The sequence below is a fragment of the Aeromonas sp. CU5 genome, assembly GCF_002586745.1.
Lineage (GTDB): Bacteria > Pseudomonadota > Gammaproteobacteria > Enterobacterales > Aeromonadaceae > Aeromonas > Aeromonas sobria.
The window spans coordinates 2,649,852-2,665,528 of record NZ_CP023817.1; the positions used below are offsets into that span (position 1 = coordinate 2,649,852).

A 15,677-nucleotide genomic window follows, 5' to 3' on the forward strand; every position below is an offset into this window, starting at 1 on the left:
GTCCATGTACGCCACCGACATCCTGTTCAAACAAGATATGACCAAGGCCATGAACCGGCTGCACAGCTTCAAGGCTGAAAAAGGTTAAGTCGGTTTGACCCTGTACGGGCATTGTGCCGGTGCATGAGCAACGACCAGAACAAGCATGACATGGGCCGCCTGTGGGCGGCCCCCAACAGCATCCATCAATAAGGTAACAATCCATGGGTTTTAAATGCGGTATCGTGGGCCTGCCCAATGTAGGCAAATCCACCCTGTTCAACGCGCTGACCAAGGCCGGTATCGAAGCCGCCAACTTCCCGTTCTGCACCATCGAGCCGAACACCGGTGTGGTCCCGATGCCGGATCCCCGCCTCGATCAGCTGGCTGCCATCATCAATCCGCAGCGCGTTGTGCCGACCACCATGGAATTTGTCGACATCGCAGGCCTGGTTGCTGGCGCATCCAAGGGTGAAGGTCTGGGCAACCAGTTCCTGGCCAACATCCGTGAAACCGAAGCGATCGGCCACGTGGTGCGCTGCTTCGACGACGAGAACATCATTCACGTTGCCGGCAAGGTCTCCCCTGCTGACGATATCGAAGTGATCAACACCGAGCTGGCCCTGTCGGATCTGGACGCCTGCGAGCGCGCCATCCACCGCCAATCCAAGCGCGCCAAAGGTGGCGACAAGGATGCCAAGCTGGAAGTGGAAGTGCTGGAGAAGATCCGCGTTGCACTGGAAGATGGCCAGATGATCCGTGGCTTGAAGCTGGACAAGGAAGAGCTGGGCGCAATCAGCCAGTTCAACTTCCTGACCCTCAAGCCAACCATGTACATCGCCAACGTGGCGGAAGATGGTTTCGACAACAACCCCTACCTCGACAAGGTGCGTGAAATCGCCGCCGCCGAGAATGCTGTAGTGGTCGTGGTTTGCTGCTCCATCGAATCAGACATCGCCGAGCTGGACGACGACGATCGCGCCGAGTTCATGGCAGACCTTGGCATCGAAGAGCCGGGCCTGAACCGGGTGATCCGCTCCGGTTACGAGCTGCTCAACCTGCAAACCTACTTCACCGCCGGTGTTAAAGAGGTTCGCGCCTGGACCATCCCGGTCGGCGCCACCGCCCCGCAAGCGGCAGGCAAGATCCACACTGACTTTGAAAAAGGCTTTATTCGCGCCCAAACCATCGCCTTTGACGACTTCATTACCTACAAGGGTGAGCAAGGCGCCAAAGAAGCGGGCAAGATGCGTGCAGAAGGGAAAGAGTACATCGTCAAAGATGGCGATATCATGAACTTCCTGTTCAACGTATAAGTGCTTTAGCCCTTTTTAAACAATCGGTTAAACAGGGTCTATCCGGCGTTGTGGTCGGTGTGACACATTGCTGAAAAAGCCCGTCTGGAAACAGATGGGCTTTTTCTTTTCGCGCATGCCACAGTCATGATTTGGCAGTGAAATAAACGGGTAACCTCTTCTCAGCACGGCTCGATCCACGGTGCCACCACCACTCCCGCACAGTTCATCATAAAAAAACCGGAGCATCTTGCTCCGGCTCCCGCTATCTGGCTGAAGGTCGCGACTCGCGGTGATAGAGCAGCCTTATCTCATTGAGCAACCACATCACCTTGGCATCCTGATTGTGGCGTTTGTGCCACAGCAAGATGAAGGTGACCTCCAGCTGTTTATAGAGCTTCTCCGGCAGTGGCAGCGGCATGGTCACCAGATTGGGGTGATATTTGGCCGCAAACCCGGCGCAGTAGGAGGGGGCGACCGCAATCAGCTCATGGGTAGATTGGGAAGCAACATTCAGCGCCTGCTCGAAGCTGGATACCATGATGGGCACCTTGCGCTGCAACCCCTCATCCTCCAGCAGCATATCCAGGCTCCAGGTCTCCTTGACCTCCAGCACCACGCTGCAGTGGGAGCAAGCCAGAAAGTTCTCCAGTGTCCACTGCTGCAGCAGCGGGTGATCCTTGCGCAAGAACACCACCGGCAAGTCGTGGAACAGCACTTCGTGATCGATGTAATAGGGCAGATTGCTGATCTTGGCCAGAGAACGGTCATAACGCTCGCGGACACAGACGCCGAGATCCGCATCGCCATTCACGAGATCCGTGAGGGAGTGGTGATTCCACCCCTGCATCTTGACCACCGAGTTGGGATACTTCTCATGGATGGTGACAGGCAAATCACTCAGCAGGCTGTTGTAGAAGGGAGATTGCATCACCAGATTGAAGCGGGCCCCATCGGGGATCGCCTCACTATTGAGCGAGGCGATGCTGCCGGTGAGCTGGAACCAGGCTTCCAGCTCACCGGCCAGCGCCAGAGCGAGGTTGGTCGGCATTAACCCCTTGCGCCCTCTCACAAAGAGCGGGTCGGCAAACCAGTCCCGCAGCTTGGCCAACGCCTTGCTCACAGTGGAAGGGGTCACACTGAGCTGTTTCGCCGCGCCCGCCACACTACGCTCCGCCATCAGGTATTTGAATACCACCAGCAGGTTCAAATCGAGCTCACCCAGTGTTCGCATACTTCCTCTCGTCAAAGGCCCTCACCGTGAAGGTGCCTTTCGGACTGCGAACGATGACCTTCGCACGCTGATCGACCGGCCTGTGTGCAAAATTATCCACCGAAAACCAGCCCCAAAGCACCATCAGAGTAGCTAGCCTGTTTTCTCTCTGCGACACCGCAACCATGCACTACTCAACCACATACGGCCAAAAACAGATTATCGAATGCTCGCCTATCTCTTGTTCATCACCAACACGACACCATCCAGTTCAGGGAAGCCGATAAGCAGCATCTCTGCTCCGCTATCATTTTTAAGAGTCGCGCCATAAGCCACAGTCCCATTTCTTCCCTTGGCCAATCCTTCGTTGTTAAAAAGATCGGGGGCAGTCCAGTTTACCCCTTTCGCGAGGTCAAACCGACACTTGTCAAAACCGGTAAAAATCAGCTTGTCGAAATTTGTTTTACCCGATGAAGTTGCATCCCCCACCAGGGTACATCCGGCAGCCGGAAACGTCATCGTGACCGTCACCTTGTCACCATTGCGGGTTGTCTCCACATCGCCCAGCATATCCGTGCTATACCCCTTATTGTCATGCCAGTTATCCGTATTTATGGCGCGGGTTTTCAACTCCGTTAAGGATATTTTACCAGACCATTTTGGATACATTGAGGTGCCAGCACTAACGAAATCAAGCTCAGTATTAAGTTTCGAGGAAATGTTAGGATTGCTCACCTTTATCTGCGGTGTGTTGTGAACAATATCATTATAAGAAACATCTACCCGCTTGATGACAAGCTCTGCAGGGACACGACCATCTGCCATTGGCCGGTTCATTTGACGACTGATACTTGTGAGCTGTACTGAATTAGGATTGTCTTTTAATATTTCATCACGACTCTGCTCTACCCACCATTTGGTGGCCATCACACCATTATTGACCCATGCACTCCAGCGAGTAACATCTATCCCATCAATTTTTTGATATTTCAATGCCAAACCAGTCAGGTCTATCGCCCCGTTGGTTTGTATATAATCAGCCTTATAAAGTGTTGCATTAGGTATAGTCACATGTTCCAGTGCAAGGGGTTTAACCGGTTCACTGGCTTTTACAACGGTTGTTTCATCAGATCCACCACCACAGCCATAAAGCGCCGCCATACCGGCAGTCGCCAATAAAATACTTTTCAATTGAGTCACACGCTATCTCCTTTACTTGTCATGCAGCACAGTCTATTTGCGCTGTGCGAGGTGCATAAATACCGAAACTCAGGCTGGTAAACAGGGAGTCCCAAAAGCCGACTTTGGTCTCTATCCGTACGACATTCTCGATACCGTGACAGATCGCGGCCGCATCAATCGTATCGTTGATGCCGAAGTCGATATCGGAAAAGAAAAAGTGGCTGGTAATTTCTTTCGAACTGACAATCGCACCTTTGTTAAGTGCAAATGCCTGGGAACCATCAGAATGCACACTGTTTTTCGCGCAACCACAGAGCAACACGGTCAAAACAATGGCCGTTATAGTTTTGTGATTAATAATTTAAACAACCTTTCCAGTTTCGTTAGTCCACAATATCTAGCTTTAACGGAAATATATTAACAGCAAGAATAGACACCCAATGGCATAAAACCATGAGAAAGTTGTAATGATTTATTTCATAAGTGTTCGATGAACAATAGACATCCCCTGGCGATACATCCAGATGTAAATACAGGGTGATAATGTTAACACAAGCCGATAACTTTATATTATTTGTGAGTGACCACTGACAGGCACGGATATTTCCCGATAGCACATCGCAGCTTTTATTATAAATGGCAGTATCTAACAGCTGAGAGTGTGACGTCTATAGCAAAACCAGAAGTTGGCACCTTCCATTTTAGAATGTTCGTTAATCGTTTGTTGTCGCCACTAAATGCAATATTGTCAGCACCACTCATGCCCGCAGCAACCTGTTGTTTCAGGACATAAATCGGGACATAAAAAAGCCGGAGCAGATGGCTCCGGCTGATCAATGGGCACCGTCATGGCAACATTAGCGTGGCGATTCGTCGTTGTAGAGTCGCCGGATCTCGTTGCGCAGCCACATCACCTTGGCATCCTGATTGTGCCGTTTGTGCCACAGCAGGATGAAGGCGATCTCCAGCTGGGCATAGAGCTTCTCCGGCAGCGGCAGCGGCATGGCGATCAGATTGCCGTGATGCCGACTGGCATAACCACCGCAGTAGGAAGGAGCCACCGCAATCAGCTCATGGCTCGACTGGGAGGCAATATGCAACGCCTGCTCGAAGCTGGAGACCATGATGGGCACCTCCCGCTTCAGCCCCTCGTCCTCCAGCAAACTGTCGAGGGCCCAGGTATCGTTCGCTTCCCACACCATGCTGATCTGGGGGCAGGCCAGAAAGTTCTCCAGCGACCATTTCTGCTGGAGCAAGGGGTGATCCTTGCGCAGAAAAACCACCGGACGATCGGTGAACAGCACCTCGTGATCGATGTAGTAGGGCAACCGATTGACCTTGGCCTGAGAGCGGCCATGGGTCTCGCGGGCGCAGAAGCCGAGATCCGCATCACCGTTGACGATGTCGTTGAGAGAGTGGTGATCCCACCCCAGCATCCTGACCACCGAGTTGGGGTACTTCTGGTAGATGGTCATCGGCAGATCGCTCAGAAAACTGATGTAGAAGGGGGACTCCATCACCAGCGTGAAGCGGGCTCCGTCGGGGATCGCGTCGCTATTGAGCGAGGTGATGCTGTCGGTGAGCTGGAACCAGACCTTCAGCTCCTCCTCCAGCGTCAGGGAGAGGTTGGTGGGCTGCAATCCTTGCCGTACCCGCACAAACAGCGGATCGTCAAACCACTCCCGCAACTTGGCCAGAGACTTGCTCACCGCCGACGGGGTGACACAGAGCTTTTTGGCCGCCCCAGCCACACTGCGCGCCTGCATCAGGTGCTTGAAAACCACCAACAGGTTCAAATCGAGTTCACCCAGATTGCGCATATCCCCTCTCATCGTTCGTTATCCCCGCGACCGCGCTTCACGAAGCGCGAGCCATGGTACCAGCCCTTTGACAGCCAGGTAACTGAGCAGTGCCAGCAACAGGGCGTAGATCAGCATCTCGGTCGGGGCAAAGCCAAGTTGACCCAGCAGCCAGATATAGAGGCCGGAGAGGCTGATCTGCATGATGCAGAGCACCGCGCTGGCGAACGCCACATTGTGCTGGCAACCATCGAGTGCCTCCCCCATCGCCACCCCGAAGCCACAGGAGAACCCGACACAGACCAGCGCAAATCCCGGCAACAGCAGGTGGATATTACCCCCCAACTGCCAGCACCCGAGCAGAAAACACGCAGCCAGCAGATAAGCCAGATGGGATACGGCCAGCACCTTGTGCTTACCAAGCCAGCGCAGCAGTAGCGGCGTCAGGAAGGAGGTGGACATGCTCACTCCGGCCATCACCATCATCACGATGGAGTACTGCTCGGTGGTGAAGCCAAACTCCTTCATCAGGATCAGTGGCGAAACGCTGACATAGACCAGAATAGAGGTCACGCTGGCACTGGTCAGCAAGGAGAGCAGCATAAAGCGCGGCGAGCGCAGCAGGGCAAATGGCAGCGCCGCGCCACTGCCCGGTTGCCGGGTCGGGCGGGTCTCCTTGAGCAGCAACAGGTTGACCAGACCGCTGACGGTCGCCACCAGCGCCATCACGATGAAGATCCCGCGCCAGTCAAAATGCGACAGGATGAGGTAACCGAGCACCGGCGCCAGCACCGGGATCACGCAGATGACCCCGTTAATCATCGAGAGCGCCATCGCCAACCGCTCCTGACTCAACACATCCCGCAGCACGGTAAAGGTCATGATATAGAGCGCCCCCGCCCCGACCCCTTGCCAGAAACGGCCGAAATAGAACTGCTTGATCCCCTCCGCATTGCCTGCCACCAACGAGGCAAGAACAAAGATCAGCGCGCCCCCGAGCACCACCCAGCGCCGCCCGTAGCGATCGGCAATCATCCCGCCCAGCAGCACGGTGGCCGCCATGCCGAACAGATAAATGGAGAAGGCGGTGTGGATCTGCGCCTCGCTCGCCTGCAGGGCATCGGCAATCTGGGGCACCGCCACCAGATAGAGATCGATCCCGACCGGATAGAGGATGATCATCAGAAAACTGCACAACAGGAAAATACGCATGGATGCTCCATTACAGATTGGCCCGCCAGCATCGGCCAGATGGCAGCAACAGGCGAACAGTGGCGGGGCCAAGGTGGTGACAAAGGTAGCAACGCAGCGCATCGCAATGAGGGCAACTATATGGGCGCCCACCGCCCGCACCTAGTGAAGAGATGGCGATCGGTACATTCCAATCAGGAAATATCGTATTGAGCTGCGTGCCGTTTAAGCAATGAGCCTATGGACAACTGCTGTGGACAACGCAAATAAGTACGCCGGGCAATCCCGGCGTACTCATCTCAATCAGAACAACCGCACTGTCACTCGGCCAGCTGGCTCAGGATGGCGTGAGCCGCCTTGACCCTGGCCTCGTTGGGATAGTTGCGGTTGGCCAGCATGACGATGCCTATTCCCTTGGCCGGCACGAACGCCACATAGGCGCCAAAGCCGCCGGTCGAGCCCGTCTTGTTGTAGAGTCGCGCCCCCCCATCTCTTGGGACTTGGCAACTGATTTGACCGGGTTGGCATTGTAAATCACCGCCGATGAGTTGCCCGCCAGCAATGTCTGCTCGGTCACCGGATAGGCGTAACTCTCCCAGCCCAGTCCCTGGGTCATTTCCCCCACAGAGTAGAAACCTGTGTGGGTCAGCGCGATCGCGCTTTTTACCACGGCATCTCCCTGATACCCCATGTTCGCCTCGACAAACTTCAGCAGATCCGCAGAGCCAGTCTTGATGCCATAGGCCTCGGCCGCCAGCACGCCCGGATTGACCCTGACGGGCTTGTCTTCCTTCGAATAGCCGTAGGCATAATTCGCCATGGCCGACTCCGGCACCTGGATATAGGTGTGATGCAAACCCAGCTTGGGCAGCAGGGTCTGGCTCATCAGTTGCTCAAACGGCTGGCCCAGACTATTCGCGGCTAGGTGACCAAACAGACCTATGCTGGGGTTGGAATACTGGCGATGGGTACCCGCCGGGTAGGCTGGCGTCCACTGGCGATAGTAGGCACGCATCTTGTCGGTGGAATCCACCTCGTCGGGGAATTGCAACGGCAGACCGCCCGCACTGTAGGTGGCGAGTTCGGCCATGGTGATGCCGTCGAAGGCAGAGCCTTTCAGCCAGGGCGCATGCTGGCTCGCCTTGTCCTCCAGCTGAAAACCACCCTTGACCGCGGCATAGGCGCCAAGGGTCGCGGTCAGTGTCTTGCTGACCGAACCAATTTCGAACAGGGTCTGCTCGCTGACGCGAGCACCGCTCTCCCGATCCGCCACCCCGTAGTTGAAGTAGTACGCCTTGCCTTCTTTGAGCACGGCGACCGCCATGCCCGGAACCCTGTGCTCCTTGAGCAAAGGCTGGATGGCGCCATCCACCACGGCCGTCAGGGGCTCGGCTTCTTTTGCATGGGATAAGGGGGAGAGCAGCAGGGTACTCAGTACCAGCAGCGACCGGGTTGTAGCTTTTTCCATTTTATGAGTCTCATGATGAATGTAGGTAACGCCAACCCCATGGCTGGCACAGTCAATCCGTGCGTCAGCATAGATGAGCTCCATGTGCCCACAGTGAACCAGAGTGAAGTCTGTGTGAAGTCGCCCCAAAAATGACCCGGCTCAATGGCTTGCCCTTTCGCTGCCCCCTCCTACATCGCTGACGTATAAGCTGTAGGGGCAATCAGACACAGGGGGAAGCACGAGTGAAAGCACAAGAACAGATAGCAAGGCTGCTGGCGGCACTGGAGCAAGTCATTCTGGGCAAGCCGCTGCAACTGAAAATCGCGCTGGTGACGCTGCTGGCGCGCGGTCATCTGCTGATCGAGGATCTGCCCGGCATGGGCAAGACCACCCTGGCCCACGCGCTGGCACAGGTGCTGGGGCTGGATTGCCGACGAGTACAGTTCACCGCCGATCTGCTCCCCGCCGACCTGCTGGGGCTGCAGATCTTTGACACCCACCAGCAGCAGTTTCGTTTTCACCCCGGCCCCGTCTTTACCCAGGTGCTGCTGGCGGACGAGATCAACCGTGCCAGCCCCAAGGTGCAAAGTGCCCTGCTGGAGGCCATGGCCGAGGGCAAGGTGAGCATCGAGGGCCACACTCATCCACTCCCCGATCCATTTTTCGTCATCGCCACCCAGAATCCGGCGGATCAGGCGGGCACCTATCCGCTGCCGGAGTCCCAACTCGATCGCTTCGCGGTGCGGCTCTCGCTGGGCTTTCCGCCGCGAGAGGCGGAGCGCCAGCTGCTGCGGGGCCACCAGCCGAGTGGCCCATTGCCCGCCATGCTGGATGGCGCCGGGCTGGCGGCCCTGCAGGCAGAAGGGGATGCTATCCATGTTTCCGATGCCACCCTCGATTACCTGCTGGCGCTGGTGCAGCAGAGCCGCTTTGCAGGGGAGTTGCCACAACCCCTCTCCCCCCGTGCAGCCCAGACCTTGCTGGCTGTGAGTCGGGCCTGGTCATTGGTGGCGGGGCGCCGTTTCGTCACTGTGGAGGATGTGCAGGCCGTCTTCCCCTACGTGGCAGAACACAGGCTCAGAGGCAGCTTCGGGGTACAGCGGGGTGAGGCCAGCCCCCTGAGCCAGCGCCTGCTGGCCAGCGTCAGTCCGGACAATCCTTGATGAAACGCCCCCTGCTGGGCTGGCGCCGCTTGAGGGAGCAGTGGCAGCAGCGCTGGCTGACCCGCCGCATCCCCCCCGCCCGCCAGATGACACTGGGGCCGCGCAGCCTGTTTATCCTGCCCACCCGCATGGGGCTGCTCTATCTGCTGGTGATGATCGCCATCTACCTGCTTGGTACCAACTACCAGAACAACCTGGTGCTGCTGGTCTCTTATTGCCTCGGCAGCCTCTTCATGGCCGCCATGTGGCTTACCCATCGCAACTTGCTGGGGCTGGAACTGCTGGGAGGTTCGACCGTGCTGGGGGAGGCGGGCAGCCAGGTCCCCATCCAGGTGACGGTACGAAGCGTGCGCCCGTGTCAGGCGCTGTACTTTGCCCTCAATGAAGGCTCGCTCTGGCTGGCGCAGGCAAACTCGACACCCCAGAGCCTGACCCTGCCGGTGCGGGGAATACAACGCGGCCGCTTGCCACTGGGCCGCCTTCGGGTAGAGAGCCGCTACCCACTCGGTCTGTTTCGCTGCTGGTCGCTGCTGGATCTGCAACTGGAAGCCTGGCTCTCGCCCAAGCCTCTTTATGGGCTACTGCGGGGCGGTTCGCCATCAGGGCAGAAAGGTACCCGGGGGCAAGCTGGTCCGGCCCCCCTCGGCGATTTTGATATGTTGAGGGCACACCAGGTCGGGGAACCCTTCGGCCGGATTGCCTGGAAGCAGTTCGCTCAGGGGCGCGGCCTGCTGGTCAAGCAGTTCCAGGAACCCGAACAAGATGACACTCACCTCAGCCTGCAAGGCGTCACAGGCACGGATCTTGAGCAGCGACTGTCAGCCCTGGCCTGGTGGTGCGCCGATTATGGCAAGCGGGGCATCCCCTTCACCCTGACGCTGGCCAACCAGACGCTGGGGCCCGATAGCGGCGCCACCTTTATGCAGCGCTGCCTGCTGGCTCTGGCCCGATTCGATGCCAAGCCACCGGAGAGTACACCGGATGCAGCTCGATAACCGCCGCCTGCTGCCGCTCATCGCCCTGCAACAGCTTCTGCTGGTCGCGGCGCTCTGGCCCCAGTTGCAGCTCTGGGTGGTGGCGGTAGGCGCTATCACCCTCGCCGTCCGTGCCATGATGCTGTGGCGCGGCTGGCCGCCCCTTCCTGCCCGCTGGTTGGCGTTGCTGGCGATCACTACCGTGGTGTTGCTGGGGCTGCAGTGGCGCACATTGGGCACCCTGCCTGCCCTTATCAATCTGCTCTGGCTTGGCTATAGCCTGAAGATGATCGAGGTGCGGCGCGAGCGGGATATCGAGCAGGTGCTGCTGCTCGCCTTCTTTCTCATCGCGCTGGCGCTGGTGCAGCGACAAAGCATCGGCTGGACGGCCGGGATGGCAGTGGCGCTCTGGCTGGCGGTGACCGCGCTGGTGGCCGCCATCGCCCCCGAGCAGAAACGGCCGTGGCGCAGTGCGGGCGGCGCCCTGCTGCTGGCGCTTCCACTGCTCATCACTCTTTTTTTGCTGCTGCCAAGGCTCCCGCCCCTCTGGCAGATGCCCACCAGCAGCCGCGCCCTGTCGGGGCTCTCGGAAAAGGTTGCCCCCGGCGATATCAGCGAACTGGTCAACTCCTCCGAACTGGCGTTTCGCGTCACCTTTGCCGATGGCCCGCCCCCTGCCCGCGAACGCTACTTTCCGGTGATGCGGCAGGAGGTTTTCGATGGCCAGCGCTGGCTGCTGAGCCCCGAGGTCAAGGCGTGGCAACGGACGGTGCCGGTGCAGACCGGCCTCACCCTTCTGGCGTCATCTTCACAGACAAACAATCAACTGGCAGATAGCCCGTTGCCAACCGGAAGCTACGAGGTGATTGCCGAGCCCCAGCGTCACCGCTGGGCCTTTGCCCTCAGTGAACCACGCCTGCTGGCGGGCCCGGTGCTGCTCACCCCTCTCGACACCCTCTATCGGCAGGGGAGCGGCGAGGTGGCGATCCGCTATCGCATCGGCCAAAGCGAAGCGCAGCCCGAGGATGACCGCCAAGCCGCTCAGCGCAACCTGCAACTGCCTGGCGGGGGCAACCCAAGAGCGCGAGCCTATGGCCAAGAGCTTGCGGCACGCTATCCGGATCGCAGCGCGCTGGTCGCCGCCCTGCTCGAACAGTTTCGCAGCCAATCCTATTACTACACCCTGACCACGCCACGACTTGGCAGTGACGGGGTGGATGGGTTCCTGTTCGATACCAGGCAGGGCTTTTGCGGTCACTACGCCATGGCGACCGCTTTCGTGCTACGCGCAGCGGGCATTCCGGCACGGCTGGTCACTGGTTATCTCGGCGGCGAGTGGAATCCCAGTGGCAACTATCTGGCGGTACACCAGTTCGATGCTCACGCCTGGGTGGAGTATCTCGATGAAGGGGGAGAGTGGCGGCGAGTAGATCCCACCGCGGCGGTGGCGCCGGAGCGCATTGAGGGCGGCGTGAGGGAGGCTTTGAGCGACGAGTTTACCGCCGCCGACCCGCTCGCTTTGCAGCGTTATCGCAACTGGGCGCTACTTAACCAACTGCGCTGGTGGGGCAACAATATCGACTACCAGTGGAGTCGCTGGGTGATCGGCCACGATGCCGGTCAGCTTTGGCAGCAAATCAGCCTGCGCTGGCCTGCACTGGCGGGGCACACACCCTGGTTGATCCTCGCCAGCCTGATGCTGGTCGCCCTGCTGGTGAGCCTGCCCCTGCTGTTGCCCGCCCGCCTGCCGCCAGAGCGGCGCATCTGGCAACCCTTGCTCAAACGGAGCAAACGCAGCGGCTATCCCCCAGAGCCCGCCGAGAGCATGGGGGCATGGTGCGAGCGACTGGCGCGGCTGCGTCCCGACCTTGCCCACCCCTTGTTGCAGGCCGCCTGGCTCTATCGCCGCTGGCGTTATGCCCCCCTCAGCGAACGGCAACAACGGCGCAGCTGGCGCCAGTTAAAGCGGCGACTGCACCGGATTTGTCACTGCTGGGATCAAAATAAATAAAGAGGCTACGTCCCCATTACGGCGTTGTTGACTAAATCCGAAGTGATGGAGCCTCTCCCCAAGCGACTTATTTCGCTCGGTTCACCTGCTGCCTGACAAGCATGCCAAACCCCGTCAAACCCCGTTACCAGCTGCGAACAGGACCGGTATCGAGATGCACAAAGTTGTCATGGGGATAGTAACCGACACCGCCCACCTTGAGATTGAGGGCAGCTTTGCGTAGATGGGCCAGCTGTACACCGGGGATCCGCACATCTACCGCCTGACCCAAGGTGTGATAGCTGTGCTTGGCCACGCCGCGGCTCTTGTGGCGCTTCTGGCGATTGGTAGCAGGTGCACGATAGCCGGAGATAAGCTGGATCTCGCTGCGCCGACCCAGTTTGTGCTGCAACAGGAACAGCTGATCAAACAGCTTCTTGTCGATGTTGAACACTTCATTGCGCCGGTAATCGCGGAAGATGTGGTTGAGTTCGGCCAATCCATCGCTCAGATAGTGGCCGTTCTCCCAATAACTGGCGCGCACCCGCTCGCCGGTATTGAGATTGAAGAAACTGAGTTCACGCCCGGAGGTACTGCGGCTTGCCAGCGCAGGGAAGGAGATCAGCGAGCTGCCCAGCAGGCAACCGGCTCCCAGCAACAGGCGGCGTCGACTTATCTCTTGTTCCAGCATAAGGGGCTCGTCCATCGCAGTTTCAAGCGAAAAAAGTTAAATGAGATCACAGGATGAATTTGATACGGGCGCTTGAAACTACCTTCCGGCAGGGGCCCATGTCAAACCTCCATTGCCCATAGAAAAGCCCGGCACAGGCCGGGCTTCTCACTCTGTGGCAGGGATCACAACAAGCGGCTCTGGAAGCTGACTCGATCAAATCCGTAGATGTCATTGCGCAGTTGCTGGCGACCATTTTCGTCGATCCAGCTGCTCCAGTAGACGGTAAACACCGGGATCGGAGTGGTGAGCGGCAACCATTTGGTCTGGCTCTCCTTGAGGATATTGGCCACCTTGTCCGGCTGATAGCGGGAATCCGCCAGCAACAGTTCGGCCAGATCGTCCGCATGTTCCACCCGGATGCAGCCCGAACTGAAGGCACGCGCGCCCTGCTCGAACAGCGCCTTGCGCGGGGTAGAGTGCAGATAGATGGCATCATTGTTGGGCAGGTAGAACTTGTAGCGCCCCAGGGCATTGTGGTCACCCGGTTTTTGCCGCAGGCGATAGGGGAAACCGGCAGCCAGCGCCTGATGCCACCCCTCTTCGGTAAACTGCACCGGATTGCCTTCACTGTCGATCACCTCGAACTGCTCGCGATTGAGGTAGGCGGGATCACGGCCCAGCTTGGGCAGAATGTCCTTGCTCAGGATGGAGCGCGGCACATGCCAGGAGGGGTTGAGCACGATAGAGCGGATCTCGCTGGCCAGTATAGGGGTCGCCCGCTGCTCCTTGCCGACGATGACCCTGCTGGTAAATATCTCACTGCCCGCCTGCACCACACTCAGGCGGTAATCGGGAATGTTGACAAGCACATAGCGGCCACCGGCAAACTGATCCACCAGATCGCGACGCCACAGGTTGCGCAGCAGCAAGCTGGCACGCACTTGCGGGCCGGTATTGAGCCAGGAGCGGGTCTGGCGGCCGATGATGCCGTCAGCAGTCAGGCCATGACGACGCTGAAACTGTTTGATGGCCTGCTCGGTATCGCCATCGTAAATCAGATCACCATGGCTCGGCGCGCTGTCACCCAGCTCGTTGAGCATGGCGCGAAGCTGACCCAGTACGGCTGAGCTATCTCCGGTTCGCAGGGTCGGCATCTCCAGCGTCGGCCACTTGCTGGCCATCGGCATCGCCAGCAGCTTGTGCACTTTGGCCCGCACCGCCTCATATTCCGCCACCTGGGGACGCAGGGATTTTACCTGGGTGAGCAAGTCATCATCGCTGGGCTTGCTGACCACTGGGCGGTTCAAATCGAATTTGAGGGTCTTCATCTGCTCGCGAGAGACCAGATCCATCCCCCGCCAGGCATGCTGAAAACGGCTCAGCTTGGCAAAAATATCGTCATAGATGGCGCCACGCTTGGTGGCAGGGGCAGCCTGCAGCCGCTTCCACAAGGTGAAGAAATCGGGGTGCAGCTGGGCTAACACAGCCTCTTGCAGCTGTTGCTCCAACTCGATACGAACCAGTTCAGCCTGACTGCCCTGATACCAGTCATGCCGGGGTTCACTGGCCGCCACCACCATCTGTGATTCTGCCGCATGAACTACCCCGGCAGGCCAACATCCCAGCCACACCAGATTGGCAAGGGCCAGCCAATACTTCATCCCCATGGACACCTCAAAAACGGTTTATTCATTTAGTCAGGCCTGAATATCAGGCCGCTCATCATGCGTGAACAGCCATCACTTTGCTAGCGCCCGGGGCCATAACGTTGCCAGATAATGTCGTATGCATCTGTTCCCTTAAACGCGGTTAACGCCTGATTAAATTGTTGCAAGAACTGCTGCGACACACTGCGTTTGCTCAGCATAAAAAAACTCGGCGATTCATACACCACCATGGGGTGATAGGCGAATTGGCCACTCCGGCCTTCCTTTTTCAGCCCACTGGGTGTCGCCAACATGTCACCGAGAAAGCCATCAATGCGCCCCCGGGCCAACTTGTCGTAATTCTGCTTGTCACTCACCTCACTCACCTGGCTGGCATAACGGCCAAGCAGCGCCATCACCTCATCACCATAAAAGTACTCTTTGGTGATCCCGAGGGTATAACCCTTGGCCAGCCAGCTCGCCAGATCCGGCTCTGAGTAGTTGCTGTCCTTACGGACCCATAACAGGGTCCGCCCGGGGTTGTAAGCGTCTGAAAACCAGGCGTAACGGGCACGCTCATCATTGATGTTCGCCTCCATCGCCATGTCTATCTCGCCGTACTCCATCTCATGGAGTACCCGCTTCCAGGGCAGCTCCACATAGTTGACCTTGCAGTCCATGGAGGAGAGCACGGCCGTCAGCACTTCGACGGCATAACCGCGCACCTGTTGCGGTGAGTCGGCCTCGTGATAATGGTAAGGAGGCCAATTATCGTAACCGACCTGAATGGGCTCGGGACAAAGTACCTTGGCAAAGGCCATTGGCGCCCATAACCCGCATAACAGGCAGTAAGAGATCCACTTCATATGTCGTCCTTGACGAAAAGGTGGGCCATCATAAAACGGCTCCAGTAAAATGGCGATAGAGGGCACATAACTATGGCATGCGCTAAAAAATGGCACAGCAAAACGGTGATGCTTGTCAATCTGCTTGTATGATCGCCACGGATTCCGGTCACTGACGCCTCGCCAACTCTGTATATTGGGAAAAACAGCACTATTTGGCACAAGGACAAAGAGGGGTTAATATGTGACCAAATTTTTTTTTGTGATCCACTATGCT

At 57.9% G+C, this 15,677-nt stretch carries 12 protein-coding genes and 2 pseudogenes; 5 read left to right on the forward strand and 9 right to left on the reverse strand.

Features of this window, described 5'->3' with window-relative positions; translation table 11 throughout:
• Nucleotide 1: 1 nt before the first annotated feature.
• Together CK911_RS21210 and ychF are read left to right on the forward strand one after the other, a co-directional pair.
• A pseudogene (locus CK911_RS21210) lies at nucleotides 2–88 on the forward strand (aminoacyl-tRNA hydrolase); the annotation flags it as partial.
• 115 nt (nucleotides 89–203) lie between these two features.
• On the forward strand, nucleotides 204–1,295 hold the full coding sequence (gene ychF, locus CK911_RS11605) for a redox-regulated ATPase YchF (protein WP_042020530.1): 1,092 nt from the start codon (nucleotides 204–206) through the stop codon (nucleotides 1,293–1,295).
• Between the two features lie 244 nt (nucleotides 1,296–1,539).
• On the opposite strand, the gene yidZ (CK911_RS11610) is transcribed toward ychF, so the two are convergent.
• From yidZ (CK911_RS11610) to ampC, 6 genes and pseudogenes are all read right to left on the reverse strand, one after another.
• Entirely contained in the window at nucleotides 1,540–2,508 is a 969-nt protein-coding gene (yidZ, locus tag CK911_RS11610) for an HTH-type transcriptional regulator YidZ (RefSeq protein ID WP_098970086.1), read from the reverse strand.
• A 213-nt stretch (nucleotides 2,509–2,721) separates the two neighbouring features.
• Entirely contained in the window at nucleotides 2,722–3,687 is a 966-nt protein-coding gene (locus CK911_RS11620; RefSeq protein WP_172954010.1) for a hypothetical protein, read from the reverse strand.
• A 19-nt stretch (nucleotides 3,688–3,706) separates the two neighbouring features.
• The gene (locus CK911_RS11625) at nucleotides 3,707–3,991 is read right to left on the reverse strand and encodes a Bor family protein (RefSeq protein WP_253860420.1); all 285 of its coding nucleotides are present in this window, start codon (nucleotides 3,989–3,991) and stop codon (nucleotides 3,707–3,709) included.
• Nucleotides 3,992–4,526: 535 nt separating this feature from the next.
• Entirely contained in the window at nucleotides 4,527–5,489 is a 963-nt protein-coding gene (yidZ, locus tag CK911_RS11630) for an HTH-type transcriptional regulator YidZ (protein ID WP_042020521.1), read from the reverse strand.
• A gap of 18 nt (nucleotides 5,490–5,507) precedes the next feature.
• Nucleotides 5,508–6,680, reverse strand: a complete 1,173-nt coding sequence (locus CK911_RS11635) for an MFS transporter (protein ID WP_098970091.1) — start codon at nucleotides 6,678–6,680, stop codon at nucleotides 5,508–5,510.
• 299 nt (nucleotides 6,681–6,979) lie between these two features.
• A pseudogene (ampC, locus tag CK911_RS11640) lies at nucleotides 6,980–8,127 on the reverse strand (FOX/MOX family class C beta-lactamase).
• A 224-nt stretch (nucleotides 8,128–8,351) separates the two neighbouring features.
• Here ampC and CK911_RS11645 point away from each other — a divergent pair.
• From CK911_RS11645 to CK911_RS11655, 3 genes are read left to right on the forward strand one after another with little or no spacing between them, the layout of a single operon-like run.
• Nucleotides 8,352–9,272 (forward strand): MoxR family ATPase, encoded by a 921-nt coding sequence (locus CK911_RS11645; RefSeq protein WP_098970094.1) that lies wholly within the window; start codon nucleotides 8,352–8,354, stop codon nucleotides 9,270–9,272.
• Nucleotides 9,272–10,267 carry a DUF58 domain-containing protein gene (locus tag CK911_RS11650; protein ID WP_098970096.1) on the forward strand — a complete coding sequence of 332 codons (996 nt, stop codon included), beginning with the start codon at nucleotides 9,272–9,274 and terminating at the stop codon, nucleotides 10,265–10,267. Before CK911_RS11645 ends, CK911_RS11650 begins: the two co-directional genes overlap by 1 nt.
• Nucleotides 10,254–12,257, forward strand: a complete 2,004-nt coding sequence (locus CK911_RS11655) for a DUF3488 and transglutaminase-like domain-containing protein (RefSeq protein WP_098970098.1) — start codon at nucleotides 10,254–10,256, stop codon at nucleotides 12,255–12,257. Before CK911_RS11650 ends, CK911_RS11655 begins: the two co-directional genes overlap by 14 nt.
• Before the next feature lie 124 nt (nucleotides 12,258–12,381).
• Here CK911_RS11655 and CK911_RS11660 read toward each other — a convergent pair whose 3' ends face one another.
• The 3 genes from CK911_RS11660 to CK911_RS11670 form a co-directional block, all read right to left on the reverse strand.
• Nucleotides 12,382–12,927 (reverse strand): DUF882 domain-containing protein, encoded by a 546-nt coding sequence (locus CK911_RS11660; protein WP_042020774.1) that lies wholly within the window; start codon nucleotides 12,925–12,927, stop codon nucleotides 12,382–12,384.
• Between the two features lie 164 nt (nucleotides 12,928–13,091).
• Nucleotides 13,092–14,576, reverse strand: a complete 1,485-nt coding sequence (locus CK911_RS11665; protein ID WP_098970100.1) for a murein L,D-transpeptidase — start codon at nucleotides 14,574–14,576, stop codon at nucleotides 13,092–13,094.
• Nucleotides 14,577–14,656: 80 nt separating this feature from the next.
• The gene (locus CK911_RS11670; protein ID WP_098970102.1) at nucleotides 14,657–15,421 is read right to left on the reverse strand and encodes an ABC transporter substrate-binding protein; all 765 of its coding nucleotides are present in this window, start codon (nucleotides 15,419–15,421) and stop codon (nucleotides 14,657–14,659) included.
• Nucleotides 15,422–15,677: the final 256 nt, after the last annotated feature.